Annotated in this window: 13 protein-coding genes and 1 pseudogene; 9 read left to right on the forward strand and 5 right to left on the reverse strand. The window is 59.4% G+C overall.

Features of this window, described 5'->3' with window-relative positions:
- Positions 1-303: 303 nt before the first annotated feature.
- Positions 304-1,059, reverse strand: coding sequence for an NADPH-dependent F420 reductase (locus tag G6P99_RS47035; protein ID WP_165126932.1), 756 nt, complete (start codon positions 1,057-1,059; stop codon positions 304-306).
- 159 nt (positions 1,060-1,218) lie between these two features.
- Between G6P99_RS47035 and G6P99_RS47040 the strand changes: the two genes are divergently transcribed.
- The 4 genes and pseudogenes from G6P99_RS47040 (at position 1,219) to G6P99_RS47055 (ending at position 5,283) form a co-directional block, all read left to right on the forward strand.
- Positions 1,219-1,602: a winged helix-turn-helix transcriptional regulator gene (locus G6P99_RS47040; protein WP_165126934.1), complete on the forward strand. Its 384-nt coding sequence runs from the start codon at positions 1,219-1,221 to the stop codon at positions 1,600-1,602.
- Positions 1,603-2,323: 721 nt separating this feature from the next.
- Positions 2,324-3,874 carry a CHASE3 domain-containing protein gene (locus G6P99_RS47045; protein ID WP_165126936.1) on the forward strand — a complete coding sequence of 517 codons (1,551 nt, stop codon included), beginning with the start codon at positions 2,324-2,326 and terminating at the stop codon, positions 3,872-3,874.
- Positions 3,875-4,084: 210 nt separating this feature from the next.
- Positions 4,085-4,222 (forward strand): annotated as a pseudogene (locus G6P99_RS47050) (VOC family protein); the annotation flags it as partial.
- A gap of 122 nt (positions 4,223-4,344) precedes the next feature.
- Entirely contained in the window at positions 4,345-5,283 is a 939-nt protein-coding gene (locus G6P99_RS47055) for a complex I NDUFA9 subunit family protein (protein ID WP_165126938.1), read from the forward strand.
- A 748-nt stretch (positions 5,284-6,031) separates the two neighbouring features.
- On the opposite strand, the gene G6P99_RS47060 is transcribed toward G6P99_RS47055, so the two are convergent.
- The gene (locus G6P99_RS47060; protein WP_246709828.1) at positions 6,032-7,645 is read right to left on the reverse strand and encodes an arylsulfatase; all 1,614 of its coding nucleotides are present in this window, start codon (positions 7,643-7,645) and stop codon (positions 6,032-6,034) included.
- 387 nt (positions 7,646-8,032) lie between these two features.
- Between G6P99_RS47060 and G6P99_RS47065 the strand changes: the two genes are divergently transcribed.
- Together G6P99_RS47065 and G6P99_RS47070 are read left to right on the forward strand one after the other, a co-directional pair.
- A complete protein-coding gene (locus G6P99_RS47065) occupies positions 8,033-8,179 on the forward strand; it encodes a hypothetical protein (RefSeq protein ID WP_334261894.1) in 147 nt (48 codons plus the stop codon).
- Between the two features lie 1,224 nt (positions 8,180-9,403).
- A complete protein-coding gene (locus G6P99_RS47070; protein ID WP_165126940.1) occupies positions 9,404-10,849 on the forward strand; it encodes a DUF1254 domain-containing protein in 1,446 nt (481 codons plus the stop codon).
- A gap of 627 nt (positions 10,850-11,476) precedes the next feature.
- Here G6P99_RS47070 and G6P99_RS47075 read toward each other — a convergent pair.
- A complete protein-coding gene (locus G6P99_RS47075; protein ID WP_246709440.1) occupies positions 11,477-13,204 on the reverse strand; it encodes an adenylate/guanylate cyclase domain-containing protein in 1,728 nt (575 codons plus the stop codon).
- Between the two features lie 179 nt (positions 13,205-13,383).
- Here G6P99_RS47075 and G6P99_RS47080 point away from each other — a divergent pair, with 179 nt between their 5' ends.
- The 3 genes from G6P99_RS47080 to alsS all read left to right on the forward strand — a co-directional run bounded on the left by G6P99_RS47080 (position 13,384) and on the right by alsS (position 17,620).
- Entirely contained in the window at positions 13,384-14,355 is a 972-nt protein-coding gene (locus tag G6P99_RS47080) for an ABC transporter substrate-binding protein (RefSeq protein ID WP_165126942.1), read from the forward strand.
- A 747-nt stretch (positions 14,356-15,102) separates the two neighbouring features.
- On the forward strand, positions 15,103-15,933 hold the full coding sequence (gene budA, locus G6P99_RS47085; protein WP_165126944.1) for an acetolactate decarboxylase: 831 nt from the start codon (positions 15,103-15,105) through the stop codon (positions 15,931-15,933).
- Positions 15,934-15,943: 10 nt separating this feature from the next.
- A complete protein-coding gene (gene alsS / locus G6P99_RS47090) occupies positions 15,944-17,620 on the forward strand; it encodes an acetolactate synthase AlsS (protein ID WP_205751467.1) in 1,677 nt (558 codons plus the stop codon).
- A gap of 1,257 nt (positions 17,621-18,877) precedes the next feature.
- Here alsS and G6P99_RS47095 read toward each other — a convergent pair.
- Both G6P99_RS47095 and G6P99_RS47100 read right to left on the reverse strand, forming a co-directional pair.
- Entirely contained in the window at positions 18,878-23,413 is a 4,536-nt protein-coding gene (locus tag G6P99_RS47095) for a hypothetical protein (protein WP_165126946.1), read from the reverse strand.
- Between the two features lie 2,245 nt (positions 23,414-25,658).
- The gene (locus tag G6P99_RS47100; RefSeq protein ID WP_165126948.1) at positions 25,659-26,423 is read right to left on the reverse strand and encodes a hypothetical protein; all 765 of its coding nucleotides are present in this window, start codon (positions 26,421-26,423) and stop codon (positions 25,659-25,661) included.
- Between the last annotated feature and the right edge of the window lie 62 nt (positions 26,424-26,485).

The following is a 26,485-nucleotide window of genomic DNA, read 5'->3' on the forward strand; positions in this document are numbered from 1 at the left end:
CTAGCAACGAGTTACCTTGGATCGAACCGGGGCGTTACAGCTTTGAAGTTGGCGAGATTGATTGTGGCGGCATGAGCATGGCTGGCTGCAAGCCTGGCGAAGTAGAACTGACCGCCAGTGACTTGAGAACTCCCGCTAACCTCTCGGCCGCCGACCGCATCGCGTTCACCGACAAGTGTATCGCCCACCGCCCAGCATCATTAGACGGCGCCGCCCGATCAGCAGCGGCGACCGGAAAAAGAAAAGGATGGCTAGGCACATGCGAGCGCCTCCGTCCGCGACGCCTGGCCCGAACATCCGGAACTAGTCCGGCAGGCCAGCTAGCGAGCGCAGCAGCGGCACGCTGTCTTTTGCGATGATGCCGTTGGGCAACTCCATCATCTTCTTCAACGCCACGTCGCGGCGCTCGCCGAGCTTGGCGCGGTCGTCGACGGTCAGGCCCTGCATGACCTCCTTCAGTCGCGAGGCGCCGAGGTTGGTGCAGTAGGCGGCGCTGCCCGGCTGTTGGCGCCAGGACGCGTCGAGATCGCCGGCGTCGACCCCGTCGAAGCCGATCTCCTCGATTAGGCCGATCACCACATCCTTGGCCCGCCGGTCGTCGCCCGTGACCGGCAGGGCGATGCGCTCCGGCGAGCCCTTGGGGCGCCCTTGATTTCGGAGGCTGTCAATCGAGATGTTGCTGAACGCCTTGACGACCGGTCGTCCCAGCTGCTCGGCGACCCACCTCGTCTCGGGCATGCCGCTTTCCAACGGCTCTATGCGTCCGTCACGCATGGAATAGTAGTTGCCAGTGTCGACCACGATGAGGTCGTGGCGCGCGCCATCGAATAGATTGGCCGGAAATTGCTGGATAGCCTTCATCGGCACCGAGATGATCAGTACATCTGACTGCTTGGCGACATCGACGACCGACACCGCCGTCGCGCCGACCTCCTTCGCCAGGTCGGCGAGAGTCTCGGGGCCGCGGGAGTTTGCGATCCGCACGTTATGCCCCGCGTCCTTGAGCTTTCGTGCGAGGCAGGCGCCGATGTTGCCGGCGCCGATCAGACCGATTTCCATGGTTTCTCCGTTCTAGTGGCTTTGCGTCCTTGCGGCCCGCCCCTCTGGCAGACCTTCGGCGGGTCCCCCGCTGCGCCCAGTCAATGAATGTGACCTAGGCCAGATATGGGGCTATGCATGTCGAAAGCGCAAGAACGCCTAGCGACAGGACTTAGTCAGATGGGTAGGACTGCCTCGGACGGACAAATTCTGAGAGACAGCCGCAGGGTCGGAAAGGTGCTTGCGCGCGTCGGCGACAAGTGGAGTGTGCTCATCATCGTACTTCTCGGCGGCGGGGCCCGTCGCTTCAACGAGATCAAACGGAGCATCGAGGGCATCTCGCAGCAGATGCTGACAAGAACGCTGCGAGGGCTGGAACGTGACGGCGTTGTCAAACGGACAATACTTGCGTCCAGTCCCCCTCAGGTTGAATATGCTCTGACAAATCTCGGTCGGTCTCTAAGCAAGCCGGTGCTTGCCCTCGGGAAATGGGCGTGTGAGCACATCGAAGAGGTCAACGAAGCGCAGAAGCTGTTCGACGAGGGAAAGCGGCATGCGGACTAGCGCCCGGAAGATGCTGGTGCGCCGCGGTGTGCGAACCGGATGACATCCGAGGAGCTCGCGCGACCACGAATGAGTTTCACGTCCTCTGACCGCCATGCCCGCTTTGGGTCAGACTCGGAAGTCGGAACGCGCAGCCGTGAGGTCCGCTTCACCCCTGACGTCGGACTTCGATAGCCAGTGCGGCATCTTCCGAAGAGGGCCACATCCCGACTCACGCGCCGCGGCAAATAGCTGCTTCGTTCGATTAAGTGGTGCCGAAGCAGCAAAGGCGGGTTGGGCTCAGCCCAAACTTAGTGCCGAAACTGCCGTGCTGCTTGAGCATATCCAATCCGGCGTTCGGGCGGAATTGGACATCGCGCCGTACCCCGAGCGAGTATCAGGCGCACGTCGTCGGCAAAGACTTGCTCCAGAACGTCCTGTTGCGCAGGACTTCCTCCGAGACGGTACATCCCTGTCGAGGATTGGTTTCAGGAGGTCGACGGCACGGGAGTGTTCACCTCGCCGATTCGCCAGCGCTCCCTCAGATATGGCCAAAGCTGTAGTTCCAACGACGGCCCCTGTCGCCAAGACCGAACGAGCGCATCGCATCAAGCGTCCTACGGCGCGGAACTTGCGGACGCGCCACTTTGCCCTATGGCCACTCCATTGCTAATGCCCTCGCTCGGGGACAATCTCGACTAACGAGCTGGTCATTAGGTGGATTTCGGCTTTCGAGGATCATGTGTCCGCTTTTCCGAATTTGCAGATCTTGCACAAGCTCATGGTCGCGTTTGCGGCAGTAGTTGCGATCATATTTGTGAGCAGCGCGATTGTATACGACAGGCTTCGCGTGATCGAAGCGACCAAAAATTTGCGGGTCCACACCACTGACGTGTTGGACACGCTAGACATGGCACTAGAGGCAATGTTGGATCAGGAAATCGGTGTGCTCGGCTATTTGCTCACCGGCGACCAGAAATTTTTGGAGCCCTATCGTAAGGGCGGCCAAGTCTTCGGCGTGGCGATCAGGAGGCTAAGGGACCTCACCTCGGACAACCGCGCTCAGCAGAGCCGGCTTGATGAATTAAACGAGCTCGCGACGAAGTGGCGCTCGGAGGTCGCCGAGCGGAAGGTCGCGCTGATGGCGAACCCAAAGACCCGCGAGGAGGCACACGCGTTGACGGTCTCGGAGGTCAGCAAAACCGCAATGGACCTCGTCCGCGGCAAGCTGGACGAAATCGACACGGTTGAGCGCGACTTATTGGCAAAACGCGACGTCGTGCAGAAACAGGCGTACGCGACTGCATATGCAATGACCATTCTCGGCGGCGCAGCCTCGCTCATGACCGCAGTGCTGATGGGCGTTCTACTCACGCGCACCATCACGATGCCGATCACCCGCATGACCAGCGCCATGGCAGCATTGGCCAGGGGCGACACCAGCATCGAAGTCCCCGGGGTTGGCCGGGGCGATGAAATCGGTGCGATGGCGGCGGCGGTTCGAGTGTTTAAAGAGCGCATCATCGAACGCGAGCGGACCCAGGCAGAGCTCGCGCACTTCAATCGCATCGCGACGGTGGGGCAGCTGACGGCCTCGATTGCCCATGAGGTCAATCAGCCGATTTCCGCGGCGGTCACCAACGCCGAGGCGGCTCTGCGCTGGTTGGGTGCCCACCCGCCCAACCTCGATGAGGTCCGTCAGGCCCTCACCTGGATCGCCGCGGACGGGAAACGGGCCGGGGACATCATCAGCCGGATCCGAGCCCTGATCAGGAAGGCGCCACCGCCCAGGAGCCGTTTCGACCTCAACGAAGCCGTCCTCGACGTCATTGCCCTGGTCCGGAACGAAGTGCTGAGGCATCGCGTCTCGCTGCAGACGCAACTCGCCGGGGACTTACCGCAGATCGAAGGTGATCGCATTCAGCTGCAGCAGGTGATCCTCAACCTGGTCGTCAATGCCGTCGAAGCCATGGCCAGCCTCGACGAGGGGGAGCGGGAGCTGCAGATCAGAACCGAAGCGGACGCCGTCGGCGGCGTGCTCGTCAGCGCGCTGGATTCCGGCATGGGATTCGAAGCGTCGAGCATGGACCACATCTTCGAAGCCTTCTACACAACCAAGCCCCATGGCATAGGCATGGGCTTGGCCATCTGTCAGTCGATCGTCGCGGCGCACGGGGGACGGATGTGGGCCACCGCAAATAAACCTCGGGGCGCCATATTTCAGTTCACCCTACCTCCGAAGCAGGCCGGGGCTACTTCCGCCGAGCACGATGGCCAAATGCCGGTGGGGTGAGGTTGCGGGTCTTGAGGAGCGAAAGCGTTGTTAGCGACGGCAATGTCTGCTGCGGTCGCCTTGCGCTCGGATATCGCTTTTGGGGCGATGATGGCGCTCGACCCACGACGCTTGCTAGCACCCCGGCCCGGGTAGAGTCCGACGACGCCGACCGGTGCAGCGGAATTGGCCAAATTGCCGAACTCCTGTGCGAGGTTTGGCCGCGTCGAACGCGCGCTCGCGGCGGGTTACCAGCCGGCGACTGTGCCCCGCGATGCCGAATGGGGTGAGCGTTTCTTCCGCCTAGCTGACCCCGACGGCCACGAACTCAGTTTCGCTCGACCTTTGCTTCCGGCTTCCGTCCAATAGCGGATCGAAGCGGCCTGCATTCCAACCGTCGCTGCGAGAGGGTATTGTTCCGACAGACGGCCATCGCCCTGACGGCAGCTTCGGCTCGGGCTATGGCGCGGTCTCTCGAGCAAAGATCAAAGATGGCAACGAACGGTCGCATCGTCACCGTATTCGGCGGAACCGGTTTTCTCGGCCGCCGCATCGTTCAGCATCTGCGCGATCGCGAGTTTCCCGTCCGGGTCGCGTCAAGGCATCCAGATCGCGGGCGCAGTCAGTCTGGCCCTCATGATCCGCAGCTTCAATTGGTCCAGGCCGATATTCACGACGTACGGTCTGTCGGGGATGCACTTGCCGGCGCTTACGCCGCCGTAAACGCGGTCAGCCTTTACGTCGAGCACGGTCGGGAGACGTTTCATTCCGTTCATGTAGAGTCCGCCCAACGGGTAGCGGCCCAAGCGCACCGGACCGGAGTCAAAAGACTCGTTCACTTGTCAGGCATCGGCGCCGATGCCGCGTCTCAATCGCGGTACATCCGATCGCGCGGCGAAGGTGAACTGGTGGTCAGTGCTGCGTTCGCCGGCGCACATATCATCCGACCCGCCGTCATGTTCGGACCGGACGATGCGTTTCTGACGACCATCCTTAACCTTCTCCGCCGGCTGCCGATCTATCCGATGTTCGGCCGCGGCTCGATGAAACTGCAGCCGGCCTATGTGGAAGATGTGGCGGAAGCGACGGTTCGGATCATCCAGCGAGCCGAGACGCGACCGACGATCTTCGAGTGCGGCGGCCCTCGCGTCCACTCTTACGAGGAATTGGTCGGAATCGTCGCGCGCCAAGCTGACCTCGCGCCCATCCTGGTCCCCATCCCGTTCGCCGTTTGGCACGCGCTCGCATGGGCTTCCGAAATACTCCCGGAGCCACTTCTCACGCGCAATCAGGTGGAGCTCTTGCAGATCGACACCGTGTCATCGCCGGAGATGCCAGGCTTTGTCGAACTTGGGATTTCGCCGTACTCGGTTGAGGCAATACTCCAAGAGATGCTGTCGAAGCGCGGATCAAGAGGGCTCATCGGTTAAATCCGCTTCAGATGGCCGGTTCGCGCGCTACTGTTACAGGACGCTATGGTGTATCCGGGGTTCGACGGCGGCAATATGACTGTGCGCCGTCGGCAGCTGCAAATGACGCGATGGGTCATTCGCGTCGATTTGATAGTCAAGCAGTCACTTCCGGTATACCCACAACTCCGGACATGCCGCTGCGCCGCGACAATTGTCGCTATGGGCCACATCCGGACTCATGCATCATTTGAAGGCGGTCGGCAGTCTTGGGGTGATGGAGAGTCCGAGCTGGCTTTGCTGCTTTACGACGAAAAAGGCCCTCCGCTCATCCTGGTCCTAAACCATTGCAAGCGTATCGGGTGCAGTCCTCATAAACACCTAGACACTCGAACGATGGCAACTGGTTCAGACGACGACAGTCGCGATAACGTGCACGACAGGTGTTTATGCATTGCTGTTTGGTGGTCTGGGCGCGTGCCAAGGTAGCAGGGCCGCGATTTGTCTTCAGCGGCTCTTGCTGCGGCGTCGACGGCGTAGTCTGGGCCAGCGCCGGTGCCGCCCCGCATAGCAGGAAGGCGATGATCATGCAGCCAGTCTTCATGGCCTTCGGTTCTTCATTGTCATGAGCAATTCCAACTTTCACCACCCAAACGCATGGGTTAGGCCGTCTCTGAAAACGACTGCACGGAAAGCGCATTCATCGCTTTACCTGTCGTGTTCGGGCGCCCCGTAGGGGCACCCGCGTGGTCGTCTTGCGCGCGGTCGGCTATTGGCTCCCGTGGCTCGGCATCTTCTTGAGCTGCTCCATGACCTGGTCGAGGTTGTAGCTAGCCGGATCCTGCATCGGCGGGAACGCCTTGTAGGTCTCAAGCTCCGCGAGCCACAGCGCCTGGCCGATGGGCAGAAGGTTCCAGTCATATATGTAAGCTGTGGCGGGCGCGGCGAGCGCGCCGCTGAACCAGAAAGCCGTCTTTTTCTCGGTACCCCACGACATCTCGAATGGATCGCGCTTGAGGTTTACCATGCCAGCCACGAATTGGGTCTGTACTCCCGGGTTCACGAACCCCGTCGCGGTTTCGGGCGCAATCGCGAAATACATCTTCCAATTCTTGTAGCGCACCGCCGACGGATGCGCGCTGGAATAGTAGAAGAAGACCTCGCGCGCGGATTTCTCGGTCTTTCCCTCCAGGTAGTCGCGCTGATTGAAGCCGTCGAGCGTGGTCTTGACGATGCCCGGGTAGCTGCCGGCCTCGATTTGCGCCTTGAGGCCGTCGCCCTTGGGGCCGCCTGCGATGTCGACGAACGTGGGCAGCCAGTCGAGCGAGGCGAAGATGTCGTCCTTCACCGTGCCCGGCTTGATGACGCCCGGCCAGCGGATAACGCACGGCGCGCGCATGCCACCTTCCCAAGTGTTCATCTTCGAGCCCTTGAATGGCGTGACGCCGCCGTCGGGGAAGGTAAAGGTCTCGGCGCCGTTGTCGGTGGTGAAGACCACGATGGTGTTGTCGAGTTGGCCCATCTCCTGCAGCTTCTGCAGCACGTAGCCGATATTGTCATCCATCTGCTTCATGCCGGCTTCGTTGACGCCCCAGTCCTTGCCGCCGGGCTCGCCGACCATGGCCATGTACTTGTCGTTCAGCACGGTCGTGACGTGCATCCGCGCCGGGTTGTACCAGACGAAGAACGGCTTGTTGGTCTTCTTGGGATCGTTTCGGTCGAGGAAGTCAATGACCTTGGCTGAAATTTCCTCGTCCACCCCCTTCGAACGCTCGAGGGTCAGCGGGCCCTGGTCCTGGCAGGTCTGGTTCTTCGCCGTGCCGTCGGAGGACTTGCACCAGATGACCGGACGCGGCGGCGTCAGGCAGGTCTTTGTCTTCGTCACCGACTTCGGATCCACCGCGCCGGGTACTTCCGCAAGACCCGGGATCGGTGTGTTCCTGCAGGGTGGGGCGACGGTTTGCTGGGTCGGGGTCTTGTTAATGTCCTGGAAACTCACGCCCTGCATCGCATCCAAATGATACAGATAGCCCCAGAACTCATGGAAGCCGTGGGCGGTCGGTAACGCATCGGTGTGGTCGCCCAGGTGATTTTTGCCGAACTCGCCGGTGTTGTAGCCGAGGTCGCGCAGGAACCACGCGAGCGTCGGCGTGCCGGGCTTCAGGTAGGTCGGGCTTCCCGGCAGCTGCGGCGGGATCATGCCCGTGCGCAGCGGGTTCATGCCGGTTAAGAAGGCATTGCGCCCTGCCGTGCAGCTCTGCTCGGCGTAGTAGGTCATGAACTTGGCGCCCTCTTGTCCGATACGGTCGATGTTGGGCGTATCGCCGACCATCAGCCCTTGATGGTAGATGCGGGGCTGCATCCAGCCGATGTCATCGCCCATGATAAAGAGAATGTTTGGCTTCTGCTGTGTTTGCGCTTCCGCTGGGGTGGTGGCCGGTCCGAACAGCGACACCAGTGTCGTGGCGCCGAGAAGCGCGGCGCAGGATCGCTTGTGCCAGCCTGTCGCAATTTTGCGCAGCAGGTTTGGGATGCCAGATGGATTGTGTGTGCAGCTAAACATGGCGTCACCATCCTTTTTTGCGGGCGTCAAAGGCGCCGCGCCAAATGCATGGAAAGCTTGCTCAGAACCGTGAAGCACTCGCCGTGCCCATGCGGCGAGTGCCCCGTGAGAGAACGGCACGAAGCCGTCTAGATTCCATTGATCTAAATCAAGGGTTGGCTGCCCCCCTGAGGGGCCATGTACGCCTCGGGACTGGACACGGATATGATGGCGCAGCGGACAGTCGAGATCGTGGTCGATGACGATGCGGGCCTCCTGAAGAGCGTGGCGCGGCTGTTAGCGCAACACGGCATCGAGAGCCGCACCTTCGCCTCGGCCGAGGCGTTGCTTGAGAGCGACAGGGCTCGTCACTGATGTGTTCAAAATTGAACATCCGGAACTGCCGAGATATGGCCATACTCGAATCATGGTCTCAAAAACGAAACCGCTTAGCCCGGAAGAGTTTGCTTCCTTGCTTATAGTCGGCAACACGTCTGGCGTAACCAGCCCTCCAGCAGTGATCCCGGCCGAACACAGCGCCCGGCTGATCACAATGGGTTACATGGTCGAACTATCGGGCAGGCTGCGAATGACCACGCAGGGCCGAATGCAAATATGTGCGGGACAACTCATCACCTGGGCAGGCTCACAACGCCCCCAAGCCGAATAATGCTTGGTGGCGTTGCGCTAGCCCCGGATAGAGCAATCCTCCGGAGCTTGCCAAATCAGCACACGGCTTAGCTCTCGTCTGAGCAAAATTGCTCACTCTTTAATTTAGATGTGATGTTAGTCCGAGAGCGTCGAGCCGCGGGGTCCGGTGGGCGATGCTTTCGGGCAGTTGGGTCCGAGCAGTAGCAGGCATTGAACGCGGTTTATTACTAGTTCGTTCGAAGACGGCGACCTTGATTGTAAACAAGCTCCCAAAGTTCGCTGGCGTTCCAAAGCTCACTCTTCCCTTCAGTGAGCGCTTTAGCCACTGCACTCGCGAAACCGTCGCCAGCTGGAGGCTCTCTCGAAATGATCCGATAGCGATCCAATGAGGGGCTCGTCGGCATCGCCATCGTAAGCCGCCGACAAATATTTGCAGCCACGGCGGCTGCATCGGCTGGAGGTATGCACTTTTCGTCGCGCAAGGTTTGCCCGATTATTCGTTCTGCTTTGCCCGCGTCGATTCGAAGTTCTGTCATTTTTAGCCCCATTCTGAGGAAGCCACTCTGCTCTGGGAGCGCCGAACTCTCGGCCGTCTTTGACAAAAGACGATGCTTGTTAACTAAGCACGATTTGACAAAATACAATCGGTTCTTGGCCAGTCAGCGATACCGCGACGTCCGAACGAGGCGTTTACTGGTTCAACGGGCGCCACACGGACAAATGCGCGAGGTCTGAGATGGGCCACTTTCGGAAGTTTGGCCTCGTGACAGAGATTTCCGGTCCGCCCTCGGAAGCGGACATCGTCAGGTGAAAACGACAGGTCCGAAAAGGGCCAACAACGGACATGCAACCTGATGGGTTTTTGCATAGACCCTCGCGCGGGGCGAGCGTAGGTTTGTCGTGCCAACCCTCACTTGAGCCAAGCCATAGACCGGAAGGAGCGTTCAAATGTTGACGAAACGTGATCTTCTTCGTTCAGCCGCCTTGGCCGCAATTACGGCGTCAACGGCAAAGTCCGTCCCGACGTACGCTCAGACGAGCACCGACCGCCCAGGGTTTTTCAAGGCAAAGGACATTGCTGAGGCAGGTTTCATCTATGGCCTGCCGATAGTGATGAACTACGGCGTCATGTACGAGTACGCCGTCGATCGCAATTCGGGGCAGTTCAAGGCCCCATTCAATCAGATCAAGAATGAGCCCAACGTCTTCACCTACAAAGACACGGCAATTCCTACGCCGAACAGCGACACGCCCTATTCGTTCGTGTGGATGGACTTGCGGATAGAGCCCGTCGTCCTTTCGGTCCCGGCGGTAGAACCGAAGCGTTACTACTCGGTCATGCTCTGCGACGGCAATACCTATAACTACGGCTACATCGGCAGCCGTGCCACGGGGAACGAGGCTGGTGATTACATGGTTGTTGGACCGGACTGGAAAGGCGCGACCCCGCCCGGTATCAAGAAGGTGTTCCGGTCGAGCACCCAGTTTTCAGTCGCGGGATATCGCACCCAGCTTTTCAACGTGGATGATCTCAACGGCGTCAAGCAGGTTCAGGCTGGCTACAAGGTGCAGACGCTTTCTGTCTATCTGAAGCAGCCGGCTACGACGGCCGCCGCACCAGCCATCGATTTTCCGAAGATCGACAAGGAACTCGTGAAGACGAACTTCTTCGAGTATCTCGACTTCGCATTGCAGTTCGCTCCGCCGCAGGAGAACGAGAAGGAGATACGCGCAGCACTTGCGAAGATCGGCGTCGGACCCGGCAAGACCTTCAACTTCAAGGACCTCCCGCTGGAGCAGAAGCTCGAAGTCGGCCTCGGCATGAAGGAAGGTGAGAAGAAGGTCGATGAGGCCGTTGCAAACGCCGGTATAGCGATCAACGGCTGGCGGGTTAGCGGTCTTCCGGGCGACGGTGCCCACTATAATGGTGACTGGCTGAAGCGCGCCGCGGCAGCGAAGGCCGGAATTTACGGCAATGACCCTGCGGAAGCGACCTATCCGCTCACGCGCATTGATAGCGACAACCAGACACTCGACGGCAGTAAGCACAACTACACCCTGACATTTCCGCCAGGCCAGCAGCCGCCAGTGAATGCCTTCTGGTCATTGACCATGTATGACGGAAAAACGCAGTTCCTTATCGAAAACCCGATCAACCGCTATCTGATCAACTCGCCAATGCTGCCCAACATGAAGACGAACTCCGACGGATCGCTGACCCTTTATATCCAGAATAAGTCGCCGGGCACCGACAAGGAAGCCAACTGGTTGCCTGCTCCGAACGACACGATCTATCTTGTGATGCGCCTATATTGGCCGAGGACGGAAGCACCTTCGATCTTGCCGCCGGGCGAAGGGACATGGCAGCCGCCCGGCATAAAGCGGGTCGCATAGGACGACCGAGATAGCGGCCCCCGCAAGTACGAGCACCGCGCTGGTGAATTTCACCGCGAGTGCGCGCGGCTGTCTGAAAGGATGCAATGTCGCCTTTGGGGTCATTTGCGGCCTCAATCTGGGACGCGCGTGGGTCCGCTAAGGGCCAATATCGGAAGTAACGGACACGACGTTGCGGCGTACGCAGAAGCAGCCCAATCTGACAGACGAGGAACGCCACGTATGGGTGCGAGCGCCATGGGATATGTTACAGCCTAGCTTGGCGAACGGGCACGATGCCTCATGACTTACACGCCGGCCATCGGTCTTTGTCTGCTGCCGATGTCAATGCTCACGGTCGTCTCGCCGCTCGCTATGAACACTCAAACACCCGCGGGCACGAGGCAAGTCGCGGCCCGCGACCGTTCGCTGCCCAGACTTCAGCGGCTCCGTTGGCGATCACCGGCGATAGAGAAAACGTCACGAGGTCCGGCAGCTCGTTCATGGTGTAACCCATGTTGGCGTAGTGCAGGGTTTGGTCGTGCATGAATTTGTAGGTATTGCGCTGAGCCTTAATCAGCTGAGTAATCTCGCTGTTCCCCAGATGGGCCTTCTCACTTGACCAAGCGCACCTTATGGTCGCGCTGGTCAAGCGACAGCGTCGGGAGCAACGGCAAAAATTGGCACCTGTTGATCATAGCCTTTGATCGTGATGGCTCCGAGAGCCTGTAACGGAAATTGTCCATCAACCGCCGCAGCCACAACCTCATCTACGAGTATCTGCCCATCGATCGCGGCAGAGCACAGTCGGGCAGCCAGATTCACGGCGTTTCCGATTGCCGTGTAGGCAAACTGACCTTCGTATCCAATGCGCCCCACGGTCGCCGGGCCCATGGCAAGTCCAATTCCGAGGCCAATCCCGTAGCTCCGCTTGCGCCAGCCCGCCGCGAGGCTTTGCGCCGCTGATCGCAACTCGATCGCGAGGTTGAGCGCCACGAGCGCGGGATCCGGGCAACTCACCGGAGCGTTGATCAACAGCATCAACCCGTCGCCGGCAAAGTTGGTCAATGTCGCCCCATGTCGGACGATGATGGTTCCAACGGCTGCGTGATATTCGTCGAGGACGCTCATCACGACCTCTGGCTCGTTGCGATTCGAAAACGACGTGAAATCGCGCAAGTCGACAAAAACGGCCACCACCTCCCGCCGCTGCCCCTCGAGCACGGTATCGTCGCCGGCACCCTCGACAAGCTCGGCAATCTGCGGGGCGAGGAAGCGCTTCAACCGATTGATGCGATCGGATTTTTCCTTTGAGAGGCCAAGCTCCCTTGCCATTTCATTGAAGCGAGTGGCCAACCGCTCGATCTCGTCGCCCGTCGAGATGGTCACGCGGTGATCGAATTGACCGGCACCGACCCGCTGCGCACCGTCTTCGAGCAGCCGAATGGGGCCCGACATCCGTCCTGCGAGCCAATAGGCCAGCACCATGGCAAGCAAGGAGCCGATCGCCACCAGCAGCAGCGAACGCCACAGCGAGGCGCGGATGGGAGCAAATGCTTCCGCGGCCGGTTGCTGGACAATCACGGTCCATTTGAGGTTGGGGACTTCCGTCGCAAGGGCAACGACGGGGCGGCCGTCGATATCTTCCGTTTCGGTAGCAGAGTCGGTGGATTTGGCGATATCGCGCCGGAGACGATTGAACGCGTCGGCCGTCGCGTCACCGCGCAGCACAAGGCTTATGTCGGGGTGGGCCACTAGCCGGCCGGTGTCATCAACGACGAACGCTTCTCCGGTCTCGCCGATCCTGATGGCCGTGACCACATCCCAGATCAGCTTCAGGTTGACATCCGCGATGGCGAAGCCGGTCGCGCCCCGGTTTCCGCTCACTGCGATCGTCATGTGCGGTTCCGAGCCGCGCTGATATCCGACGGGGCCGTACCACACCTTGGAGCCGCCCTCGCGCAGTTTGTCCACGGCGGGGTCGCTCTGAAAGTTCGTGTCTTCGCCAACGCGGTTGATTGCCAGTCGGGATATCATCGCGCGCTGGACGCCTGCTCCATCGAACAGCGAAACCGAGGAGGTCGCCGGCACCTGCCGCAAAAGGCGCTGAGCGTCAATTTTGTGCTGTTCGTCCTGGCTATCCGTCCAGGGAAACTGCACGAGCCATCCGAGCTGGTCGCGAATGCCATCCGTAAAAGCCTGAATCCGATCGGCGGCCGATCGGGATTCGGATCTGAGGAGTTCGGTGAGATGAACGCGTTGCTCGCGATAGCCAAACCAGGCTTCCCCCATCGCTCCCAATGCCAAGGGCAAAACCACGGCAATGAACAGCGTGAAGAAATATTTGACAAAAAGCGTCTGGTGCGGCTTCGGCACGTGGAGTACCTTTTGAAAGCATCACTTCGCGCCCGATACTATCACGCCATCGAGCCCAAGGCAGGTTCAGGCAGGCTCGGCAATCCGGCGGCCGCCTTTGGGCGCCTCAGCCGGGTGAACCCTTTCAGGGTGCGCAAAGACAAATTTAAATCACCACGTCCGTTTGGGGGTGGCGCGACATGCATCGACGCGCGTTCCTTGCTTCGACACTAGCCGCGACGTTCGTGCCGCAGTCGCTGCTGGCGCAATCCACGGAGAATGTCCGTCGCATCGGCTGGGTGACCGCACAGACGGCGGCGAGTCTCGCACCCTATATCGAGGCATTCCGCCAGGGTCTCAGCGAGCGTGGTTATACCGAAGGGCGAAACCTCGCGATCGAATACCGTTACGGCGAGGGGATCGACGGCCGTGTTCCGGAGCTGGTCCGTGAGCTGGTGCGGCTGCCGGTCGACCTGATCGTGGCTCAGGGGACGGCGGCCTTCGAGCTTCCTCCGCTCTATCTGCCCGTCGTCTTTGTGATCAGCGCGGATCCCGTTTCTTCCGGCTTTGCGGACAGTCTCGCGAAGCCTCGCGGCAACAAGTCCGGCCTCACCCTGATGGCGGTCGAGCTCATGGGAAAACGCCTCGACCTGCTCAAGGAGATCGTCCCTAACCTTCGTCGTATCGCGGTTGTTGGCAACCCCGAGCATCCCGGCGCGCATCTCGAACGCGGCGCTTCCGAAGAAACGGGACGGCAACTGAGGCTCACGATCGACTACTTTCCCACCGAGACGCGGGAGAAGCTCACGGCCGCGCTGGCGGCGATGGCCGACGATCCTCCGCAGGCAATCTCCATTCTCGCCGACGGCTTCGCGGTCCAGAACCGGCAGACGATCATTGATTTCGCGATGAGCAAGCATATCCCGGCCATATCCGGATGGCCGATCTTCGCGCAAAGCGGGGCGCTCTTCACCTACGGGCCGAAAGTTGCCGATTCCTACCGGCGTCTTGCCTACTATGTCGACCGTGTCTTCAAGGGCGCGAGGCCTGCCGATCTGCCGATCGAACAGCCGACGACCTTTGAATTCGTCATTAACATGCGCACGGCGAAGGCCCTAAATATCACGATCTCGCCGTCCCTGCTGGTAAGGGCCGATCGCGTCATCGAGTGAAATGATCTCGGGCAACTATCGGTGTCGCGATCATGATGGAGCGTGTGCGCTCGTGATTCGGCGCCGACTCGCTCAGATCGATCGACCATTGATCCAGATTCTCGGCACAGGCTTGCCGGTCTTCCCGCAGAGCCAAGACTGCAGGATCAGTTGAGAAAAATGAGGTTCTTCCTCGTCCACTTCCGCTCCGGGTCAATCGCGTCGGTTTGCCGCTGGGCCGGTGACTTCCGGTCTGACCGGATATGCGGACATCGTCAGATCGGACCGGCATGCCTCGAACGTGCCAACACCAGACTTGCCACACATCAGCGGCATTGTTCCAGACGCCGCAACAACTGATCGCTGTCACTCGTTCCTCGCTTCGACCTCTCTCTCAAGGGAGAGCAAAGGCGAAAAATATTCAAAGTTGTTTTTGCTCTTGCTCGAACTTTGCGATTTTGTGATCACCCTGCCAAAACTCAACATCAAGATTTCACAAAAGTAAATCGGGCGTCTGTCCAATCACTTTCACTAAATTCTAGTTTAAGCCCGAGGACCAGAGCACGATCATTCCTGTGACGATCGCTTCATTCAATATGCTGGCCGGTGTTTGCGGGCACTGTCGCTGACCAATTCTGACTGCGTTCGCGTCGGACCGCGATATGCAAAGATTTGACCCTGTCGAAGGTATGGTCGGCGAAGTTGTCTGCCTTCGTTCGGATCGAGCATACCGCCGCACTTCGGCCACTAGGAGAGTTGGAGAAACAGATGGTAAATCTGGAGACGACCATCCCGGCGTCGCTTAAGGCAGCGTTGGACGCCGAGATCAGAAGGACCAAAGGCACCGCTTCGTCTGTCGTCACGGCCGTCTTGTCCCAATACCTCGGCGTACCGGTTCACACGCTATTCCAGGTCTCCATCTCGGGTGCGCTCGTCGCGGGCGTTTACGACGGAGAGGTCAGTGTCAAGTCGATCCTACAGCATGGCGATTTTGGCCTTGGCACCTTTGCCAATCTCGATGGCGAAATGGTCGTTCTTGACGGGCGAGTCTATCAGGTGCACGGCACCGGTTCCGTGTTGGAAGCCGGCCCCGACGCTGGCGCGCCCTTTGCCGTGGTGACGCGCTTCTCTCCCCAAACGGATGTTGAAACCGAACCGGTCGCGAGCTTCAAGGATCTTGAAGATCGCTGCGACGGGTTCCGGAATTCGGGCAATATCTTTTATGCGGTCCGCTTGGATGGGCACTTCAGGCAGGTCCGCACCCGGGCCGTCAATCCGCCACAGCCTGGCACGCGCCTCGTCGATGCGGCCAAGTCACAGAGCGAGTTCACTTTCACCGACATCGACGGCACGCTGGTCGGCTTGTGGTCGCCCGGCTTTTCAAGCGCCTTCAGCATCTCCGGCTATCACTTTCACTTTCTTTCAAGCGACCGCCAGCACGGCGGACACCTGCTCGACGTTGAAGCCGGCCCGCTCCGACTTCAAGTCGAGGCGCTGACGGATTTTCACCTGGCTCTGCCGGAATCAGAAGCCTTCCTGAAGGCCGATCTCAGCAAGAATACTGCTGAAGAACTCGCCTATGCCGAACAAGCTCACTAGGAAACAGACAATGCACAAGGTGCTAGATAAAACCCAACAAATCGGTGCCGAACTTGTGGTTCGCGCACTCGAAATGCAAGGCGTAACGCATGTCTTCGGGGTTCCCGGCGCCAAGATCGATGCGGTCTTCAATGCGCTTGTCGACTCGACGATCAAAACGGTTGTCTGCCGGCACGAGCAGAACGCGGCCTTCATTGCAGGCGGCATTGGCCGCATGACGGGTAAGGCAGGTGTCGCCATCGCAACGTCTGGACCCGGCGTCTCCAATCTGACCACGGGCCTCGCCACGGCCAATTCAGAGGGTGATCCAGTGGTGGCGCTCGGCGGCGCTGTTGCCACCTCCGAAGCGCTGAAGCAGATCCATCAGACAATGGACGCGGTCTCGATCCTGAAGCCGGTGACCAAGTTCAGCGCGACCGTTGGCGCTCCGGATCAAGTCAGTGAGGTGCTGGCCAACGCCTTCCGAGCAGCCGAGTCCGGCCGGCCAGGCGCATCCTACGTCAATTTGCCAAAGGATGTGATGACCGAGCCGTGCACGCACGAGCCGCTGCCGGCGCCCGCCTTCGCCGGCCTCGGTCCGGCTGACGGTGCCGGGATCAAAGAAGCCGCGCGCCTCATCAACGCTGCATCGAATCCGGTAGTGCTGCTGGGAATGCTTGCCAGCAAGCCGGCCAATACAGAGGCACTCCAGGCCTTCATTGGCAAGAATAACCTGCCGGTGGTCGGCACCTTCCAATCAGCAGGCGCCGTAGGCGCGCTGTTATTCGATAACTTCGGCGGCCGGGTCGGCCAGCTCGCCAACCAGCCGGCTGACCGGCTGCTCGAATCCGCTGACCTTATCATTACGGTGGGTTATGATCCCGTCGAATATGCGCCACCGCTCTGGAACGGCAAGAGCCAGCGCAAGATCATCCACATCGACGTTCTGCCGGCGGACCTCGACAATTGCTATAGCCCTTACGTCGAACTGACTGGCGATATCGGCCAGACCTTGCAAGCCTTGACGCTACACCTTAAGCGGGCGCAGAAGCCGGCGCTCTCGTCGGGACTCCTCGGAACGATCGCCGCTGAACGTGAGTTGCTGAGCCAGGAAGCGGCTGCTCGCGGCGGCGTGCCGATCCATCCATTGCGTCTCGTGCACGAACTGCAACAGTTCCTCGGCAGCGACGTCACCGTCTGCCTGGACATGGGTTCGTTTCATCTCTGGATCGCTCGCCATCTCTATAGCTTCAGACCTCGCCAGGTCCTCATCACGAACGGCCAGCAGACTTTGGGCGTTGCCCTTCCCTGGGGCATTGCCGCCTCGATCGTCCGGCCCGCGGAGAAAATTCTCTCGATCTCCGGGGATGGCGGCTTCCTCTATTCCGCTATGGAACTGGAGACCGCGGTGCGCCTCAAAGCCAACATGGTTCACATGGTCTGGATCGATGGCACTTACGACATGGTAGCCACACAGGAGAAGTTAAAATACGGCCGCGCGTCTGGGACCGACTTCGGCCCAATCGACTACATCGGATATGCAGAGGCATTCGGCGCGACGGGTCTCATGATCAACAAGCCCGACGACATCGTTCCCGTAATGAAGAAAGCCTTTGACACGCAAGGACCGGTGATCGTCGGAGTCCATGTGGACTATCGCGACAATCACAAGCTCTTCGAGATGCTCCACGAAGACAGCATCCACTAATGCCGCGCTAACGATGTCGCGCGATCTGTGGGCCTAGGCCGGGAGAATTCGCGCGATGCGCGTCCGGCCGGCGATCGTCGGCTTTGCCCTTAGTTGCGGCCTCAGAGCGGCGCGCGAGGGGCAATCGGCCGTAGGGCCCTGGCTTTGCCTGCAGGGTTTGCTCTCGCGGTTGCGATGGAAGAAAGCGGCGCGCCCAAGCATCGATGCCAAGTGCCTGTGGGACTTCAGGTTGATGGCCGGCCCTATGGCGCTTGATGTCTCAGTTGAGTCACGTGTGGACGGCGCCCTGGCAAGAACGTTCTGATGCTTCCTGCAGCATTGGTCGGGCGCGGTCACGTCCGACCTGTTGATGCGGCGGACCGAATGTCTGTTGAGGGTCAATCGCGTCATTTTGGCCGCGGGCTAACCACTTCCGGTTTGCCCCCAGCTCCGGACATCTCGCTGCACCGCGCTAAGTGAGGTGATGGCCAGTACCGGAAGGCGCGCTGTACTAAGAATCCTAGTACTTTTGCTAGTGACCCGCGATGAAGGCAAGTACGGCCTCGTGATAAGCGTCAGGGGCTTCTCCTGGAACAGTGTGGGATGAAGCGGGGATTTTTACGCGAGTTCGTTGAGGCAGACATCGTTCCAGTTCGTCAACGATGCGTTGGAAGAACTCGGGACTGCGCTCACCATTTGTCACAAGCGTCGGCGTTGAAATGCGCTTTGCCATGACCGGCGCATACCAACCGCGAGAGCCAATGGACTCGACGGTCTCCTAGGCAGTTTCGAAGACCGTCATCGCGGACCTCTAGGTGGCGTGGACACTTATCGCATCCATAGAACGATGGCACGCGCAGTTGGAGGTCAGACTGGCCTCGGGATCATTCGCGGTCCGCTGGCGGAAAGCGCCCTGCGCCTGCGAGGCCGCGTGGAGCAGAGATACGCCTGGAGGCGAGTATTTGACGCCCGAGGTGCCAAGTCGGCTCTACGCGGCCTCCTAGCCCATTATGAATGCCTCGGGCCAGTGGATGTCGTTGCGCTTAACTGAACCGGTCGAAACTTGCCGGCGCCCTTCGTGTGGCGGCGGACCATCGCCCCTAAGCTGCCCGTCGCGGACCCTCCTGCCGGGTTGATTGTGCAAACCGGCAGTTCAGCCACGGAACACCGTGCATCTCCGGCGACCGTGAAGCCGTGGAATGCGCGCGTCCAAGGAACCCGCGAACAAGACACGCCACGGGTCAGCAGTCTTGGATTCAAAGAGTGACCCGGTTTGCTTCAGGCAAACTTGAACATGCTGGCGTCGAGCTGTCCCGGCGCGATGCCGATCAGCCAAACCGCGCTGCCCGCGGCGTCGGTGATGATCGTGGTGTTGATCCCGGCAACGTAGGTCTCTGCTGCCTGAACATCGGCGAACGAATGCAGCGATGTACCCGCGAAGCTGACGAAGTCGTTCACTCCGCCCGTGTTGAAGTCCTGGACGACCATGATCTCCTGGCTGGTGTCGCTGATGTTGAATGTATCGGTGCCGCCGCCACCCCAGGCGTAGTCAACCCAGCCGCCGCCGGTGATCTGGTCGGCCCCGGTGCCCATCAGGAAGACGTCGACGCCGCTGCCGCCGGTCACCGTATCGCCGCCGTTCGAGCCGTAGACGTAGTTCTGGCCCGAACCACCGTAGATGACGTTGCCGTCGGTCTCGCCCGAGGAGATGAAGATGTTCAAGCCCGAACCGCCGAACATGGTGTCGACGCCGGTGCCGCCGTAGAAGTAGTTGGTGCCTTGCCCGCCATAGAGGTAGTCGGCACCGGCTTCGCCGTACATCACGTTGACGTCGCTGCCGGCGGTACCTCCCGAGCCGATCAAGGTGTCGGTGCCGGCACCGCCAAACAGATAGTTGAAGCCGGATCCGCCATACTCCACGTCGTTGCCGTCCTCGCCCAGCAGGACGTCGAGCCCGGTGCCGCCGATCAGAACGTCATTGCCGGCACCGGCATAGATGTAGTCGTTGCCGTCGCCGGCATCGCCATAGTCGTCGCCGTTGCCGAGCACGAGGACGTCAAGTGCGGCGCCGCCGGAGGCGGTATCGTTGCCGTCACCGCCGTAGAGCAGGTTGCTGCCGGAATTGCCGGTCAGGACGTTGGCCAGTGCGTTGCCGATTCCAAAGAGATTTCCGGAGCCATCCAGCACCAGATTCTCGACGTTTGCGGTCAGGCTGTAGTTGATGGTGGTGTGAACCGTGTCGGTGCCTTCGCCGGTGTTTTCGACCACGATGTCGCCGGGATCGTCGACGTAGTAGGTGTCGTTGCCGAGCCCGCCAGTCAGCCCGTCGGGCCCCGCTGCGCCGTTGAGAACATTGTCGCCCGCGTTGCCAGTAATGGCATTTGCTAGAGAGTTGCCGCTACCACTAATGTTCTCGGTTCCAGCGAGGGTAAGATTTTCGAGATTCGCGCCGAGAGCGTAGCTGATGCTGGAGTGGACGATGTCCGTGCCTTCGTTGACGCCCTCCGTCACTACATCCCCTGGATCGTCCACGAAGTAGGTATCGTTGCCGGCGCCGCCGACCATCGTGTCGCTACCCGATAGACCATTTAGAGCGTTGTCACCACCGTTTCCGACAACTGTGTTGTCTTCGGCATTGCCGATGCCAATCTGCGCATCGCCTGTGAGCTGCAACTCCTCGACACCGTCGGGTAGGACGTAATCTAAGCTAGCGACGACAGTGTCATGGTCAGTCGTTGATGGGTCGCTGACTTGGTCGAGGGCGTTGTCAACATAGAAGACGGTGTTGACGTAGCCGCCAATCATGACGTCAGCACCGGCACCACCGTCGACCGTGCCGCTGGCGTTACCAGCATTGATGATGTCGTCACCACTGCCGCCGTTGAGCGTGACCATGTCTCCGCTCGGCGTGGTCGGTGCGCTTTGATCGATCTTGACCATCAACACGTCGTCGCCATCACCAGCATCGATATTCTTATTGCCCGAGCCGATCAGTATCACGTCATTGGAAGCTGTACCCGTGACGGTCTGGTCGCCATCGCCGGTGTCAGCATAGTCGTATCCAGTACTCAGCGTGATAGTGGTCGATCCGGCTGCAAAGGTCTGGACGTTGACCGGCGTCCCGTCCAGGTGGACGATGAAGTCTGTCGGGGTCATCAGCGCAGCGATGCTGACCGCCTGACCAGCGGGTGCGCTGACAGTACTGGTTGCAGATAGCGGCCGCAGAGCGGATTCGCCGGTCCACATCAAGTTCTCGACGCGATAGGTGCGGCCGATCAACTCGTCCTTCGTCGCATCATAGCTCTGAGCGCCCGGCTTGCCGGTCGGGTTATAGATCAGATCGTAGTAGGTCCCGAAACCGTCCGAGAGTTGGTTCCAGTGATAATAAGCGCTAGTGCCTTTGAGGATGATCGTATCTGTTCCGGCACCCGCATCTACGGTGCGCGTTGGATCGGACGCCGTGGGGCTGTTCCAAAAAATGTCATCATTGACGGGGCCGATCCCGCCAAGCACATAAGCGTCAGTGGCAATGGTATGTGTCTGATGGCCGGTCGAAGTGCCAACGGCGACTTGTACCTGAGGGCCAGTGTAGACATTGTTGCTGGCGAGGTTGCTAGCGAGCGATAAGCCCAACGCGGTCGCGGAGAACGGGCTGCCGGCGTCTTTGGCATACGAATAGAGCTTCGCGACGTCTGGCGTGTAGGTCGAGCTTGAATGCTCAAAGAGTCCCGTTACGGCATTTCCAATGTCGCTGTTGAGAAGAACATTCGAGCCTTCTCTGAACTTCTGGTTTGTGATCGCGACCAGCGCAGCAGCTGCTGTCCCTGACAAGGGTCCCAGAGCAGCAAAGGCATCGATGATAGCCTTCTCGACGCCTGGCTGCGTGATGAATGGCACCTTCGTGACCGGATCGTCGGTATGGACAAAGTTCTCAATTCGACTGTCACTTCGTGGTGCTCCCGGTTCATCCGATCCGGGGGAGCCATCAGTCCATGCTCGCACCGTATACTGCGATGTATCAGGCGTCGCTCGCATGAAATATTGGACCATCGCGGCCCCAAGGCTGTGTCCGGAAACGAGGACACTTGTGATCCCATTGGTTGGGTCATTGATGTAGCGATGGATCGCTTTGATCAGCGGCTGATATCGCGCGTAGTGGTCGTTGAAGTTTAGATAATCCAGGAAATCTGAGTACTGGTCAGTTCCCCGAAAAGTCAGCGAAAGTGTGCGAACGCCGTTTACCACGCCAGTCAGCACCAGCGCGTTGCTCTCCGCGTTGCCGTGACCACCAATCGCGCTGTAGCGGCCATCGACAAACGAGTAAGCCGACGGACCTGCAAGCTGATCAAAATTTTCCGGCTTCAGGCCCAGTTCGAGCGCCGAAACGGGGTGCCAGTTGTCTTGCGACACAAAAGGATCGGGCAGAATGAAAGTCGGATCCTCATAAGCAAGTGGATCGTGACCTAGGCCACTTGGCTTCGGCCAACTCGTTTTGCCGTAGGCGTCCTGCGCCAGCAGCATCATTTCCACGGCGATACTGCCGCCTGCCCGCGCGAGGTCAACTTGATTGCTCACCGGATTGGCGAAAGTGACTCTCTCAATATCCTTTGTATTGAAAGTGTATTGAGTGGGGCCCAACGGAGCGTAGTTGATCTCGGTTCGCGTATTGGCCCAGTTGCCCCCGAATGTCACAGAGAACGAATAGTTGTTAGGTGCTCCGGGTAGCCTCAAAACGTCTTCGTTGCCGGTGCCTGTCGGGTTTGCTCCACCATTGAGAGCCTGCGTCGTACCAACCGTGAAGTCCTGAAAATTTCCGAAGCTCCCGGTCTGGTAGTCAAACACGTCCACGCCGTCGCCGCCCAAGGCAACGTCATTTCCTGGCGACCCGAAAATAAGATCATCGCCGCCCCCGGCATCGATCTGGTCGGAGTCAAGGCCGCCGTCGATTGTATCGTTGCCAGCACCTCCGGCGACGGTGTCATTTCCGTTGCCGCCAAACAGCGAATCATTGCCGTCGCCGCCGTCAAGCAAGTCGGCTCCATCGTCGCCGCTCAGAACGTCGAGGCCGACTCCACCGTAAAGCGAGTCACTGCCCAACCCGCCGTCGAGGATATCCGTGCCGTTTCCGCCAGAGAGGAGATCATCGCCATCACCGCCGGCGATCTTGTCGTCGCCAACTCCGCCGGCGACTGTGTCGTTTCCCGGACCGGCGTTGAATGTCTGGCCAAAACTCCAGGCAACACCTGTGACACCTGGGATCGTGCTCGTGTCTGGAAGTGTAACACTGTCGTTGCCATTGAGGGCGCTATAGAGATTCGCACCGCCATCGATAATTGCGGTTCGTTGGTCCGAAGTCAGACTTTTGAAATTGACGATGTCGGCGCTGGTGGTGAACAAGCTCGTCATGGTTGGTAGAGTTATCTCTGCCCATGCGAATGTATGATAGGTTAAGCCGTCGAAAGGAGGATCGCCTGGCAACGGAGGCAGGGCGGGTGAGATGACGGTTGGACCAAGTAACTCTGATGGACTTGGCTCCGAGCCGACTAAGAACGAGTCGGCAATGGAGATTTGCATGATCTCTCGATATATTTCTCCGGGCGCGGGATTTGAGAAGCCGTAGTCGAGGAGGTCGTTATAAAACAGCGCAAGATTGTCGAACGACAAAGCAGGTGTTGGGTCCACAAGAATTGAGACCGAGACTCGAGGATCCGTCAGTTGGTAGCCAAGGAATTCTAGCGGATGTACGGCTGGCGACTCTGGTCCACTGATCGATACCGTGACGTTGTAATTGTATCGCACCCAATACGTCGCCATCGATTGCTCCTAGGCGCGCCGCCATCAACGGGTCGAGTACCTCTTTGAGATAACGAAGCAACGGTGGCTGCAGAACCAGGTCGGCCGCTCTCAAGTGGCATCGACGCCTCGGCTGGTCAGTCTTCATTCCAGGCCGATCCGCGAGACGCCATTTCTACAGAATGCCGTCCCGCTAGGAATATGCCATTTGATGGATACTTGGATTTATGCGGCGATCTGCCTCATCCCCTAAAGTGAGTATATCCGCCGTTTGATCTGACGCCCCGCGTACCAACACGGATGCCTCAGGACAGCGAGCCGGGGTGTGATCGCCTCATCGACATAGGCGAGCCGGTGCGGATCCGAGTTAACCTTGCGCGAGTCGCAGCGCGAGCGATGGCCACTATCGATTTCCGTGTCGCGTAACTCAATTGGCAGGCAGCGAAGCCCATCCTGGCGACGGTGATGGCGCGTGCGGTCGGCCCGTATCGAAAATCGGTGTGGCCAACGTTGATCCAGCTTAAACAAGCCACACCACATGGTAAATTGAGTAGTGTCCTTGTGGTGGGACTGTGAAAGTGAGGAATGCAGCATCACAGTCCCGTCTGAGCACCATAAAAGTGACGCCTACGCAACACGGTCCCGCCTGAGGGCCAGTCATGGCCCTGACATGGGACTGTTAGTGTCTGACATGGGACTGTGAAATGAATTATTGGGTGTCCATCTCATGAAATCCTTGCTCGCTGTCACAAGCGTGGCTTGAGTGTCGTCCGGAAACTCTGTCAGTAGCCATTCAGTTGAAACGCGGCCCTTCATGCTGAAACCGCTTCTCTTGCTTACCCTAATGAAGCCATGGGCAACAAGGCACTGAAAGCAGCGCTGGGCCGTACTACGTCCGACGTTAAGCGCCTTGGCGGCTTCTCTAACGCTGTAGGGGATCTTACCATTGTTAGAGTTCGGGCCCCTGTAACGCCTCGCCAGCTCAACGTAGAGCGCTCTGCAATTGCCGTCGAGCGCCTGCCACGCTGCCGAACCGAGCATATGTTCCGTAAGACTGACAAAGCGCCCGCGTGCTCGCGCGTCTTGTCGGGTGCGCTGATGGTAATCACGCCGGTTTGTCATTCTGCCGCCTCGGTATACGAATCGATCGCGTCATCGCGCCTCGCCGAGTCCGTTTATGGCGGCATATAAATTCGCGAGGTTTGCTGGCAAGCCGTAGCGGCGCTGAACATATCGCCCGCCCGGTGTTAGGACGACGGCGTCACGATTGATTGCATATTGGCCGAGAGGAGTCAGATCGAAAGAGGACTGACTTTGTACCCGATTGCGCGGTATCCGATTGCGCAGTATCTTCTGCATTGTTGTGTCTCTGCTTTGCGGTTGAGGGACGACATTTCGCCGGCGTGAGCTTCCTCTCACGTCGGCATTTTCATTTTCGTCCTCTGACAGTGACGGAAACCGGCAGCGCTGTCGGTGGCGAGATGATCGGCGATGCGGCTGTAAATCGAACCGAATCGTCATGCCGAGCCTGTGCAGCCGCCATTTTACCGAAGGGCTCTCCGGGCCCAGCCGATACATCGATTTTGATGGGCGCGCTCGGCATAGGCCCTGCAGTGGCCTTTCGCCGGACAAACTTCTCGCCCATCACATCGAACTGAGCAGCTTTTCCTATGAGGGCACTCATCGCGACGGCTTGCGGCTTGTGAGACCAAACCATGCAGATGTGATCGTCGGGGTTGTTGCCCCGGCTCAAAAGCACTCTGCTGGCATCAAGCAGCGGCTGTCGCGTAGCGCGGCAGATCAACTCGTCGGTGTCCCGTAGATGAGCATCGAACCGATCGTGCCGGCGTCGACCACGACCATCGCACGCTGGCTTCACAATGATTGTGTGGAGCATAGCGAATCAGGCTGAGTTAGCGCGACGTACTTCGGACGTGGATCTGACCAGTGGCCCAATCTTCCTCTGGGCCCAGGCGTCGAGTCCCGATGTTGGATAGAGCGGGAAACGGCCGGCCAGGCGGAAGGGCGGCCCGTCCGAGGACGTGCAGGCAATCTTGGCCAACGTTTTAGGGCTGCACGGAATGCTATAGGTCTCCGTGACGTATCGCGCAGCCTCGGTCCGTCGCAAATGCCGGTCTAGCTTAGCTACTTCATCTTTGAGGGTATCCATCGGGGCCTCGCTGTAGCGCTGAGAACGTCCCAGCAACTGCAGGAGTATGCAGCCGCGCCGACCGAGCTGATTTCTTAACTAGGTCTTTTTTTGCACCTAGTTGCGGATTCGATCTATATAGGCGATGAAGGCCTTGCGGCAGGCTGCTTTCAAACCCCGATCAGGCCAGCCAATTCCTTCGAAGATAGCCGCGCAAAAATCGACAAGTTCTTGGCTCATTTCTAGCGGCTTACCGCCAATCCGCCACGCTTCGCAAAGGTTCACGATGAAGAACTCTCGAAGGGTGGTAGGCCGCCTCCCACCAGCCTCTTTTGTGACTGCAAGCGATTGAGAGAGGGCGACCTCGATTTCCTGTAGGATAGCGGCTAGCGTACGTGAGGGACTGTGCTTGACCGCGTGGTAGCGCCCCTTCTCGGTGTCTTCTTCGATGTAGACTTGACGGCTCCTTAATCCAGAACGCATTTCAGCGCGACCGGTCGATGGCGGCGGCAAGGCCTCCTCTTCAGGAAATTTCTCTCGTAACCATCTCGTGTTGAGCATCCGACTCACCGGTAGAGGCATCGCTGACCGCAGGCTAGCCCGACCCACTGGACCAATACCGCTTAGAAGCTCGGATGCCTGTCGAATCCTTCCCACCGCATCCTCGATTTTTTGTCGATCCGCATCTCGGCTTGGCCGTAGCCGCACTTCTCGCATCAAGAGGTGCCATTCCCTTATGAGATTCAATATCCACTTCTTCGCTGCGTCGCGGCGCTCGAACTCGAATGCGAAGGCGTCGAAGATGGCCCTTAGGCAATCGTCGTCGATGGTTTTCGGTTCTGGAAGATTGGCGTCAGTGATCACAAACCCTTTGAGGGGCATCTTTGCTCCTCCGCTGGAGCAGTTCCGCATTGTGGTCGACGGCGGGCCGGTGCGGTACCAGC

This window comes from Bradyrhizobium sp. 6(2017) (genome assembly GCF_011058295.2).
GTDB lineage: Bacteria > Pseudomonadota > Alphaproteobacteria > Rhizobiales > Xanthobacteraceae > Bradyrhizobium > Bradyrhizobium septentrionale.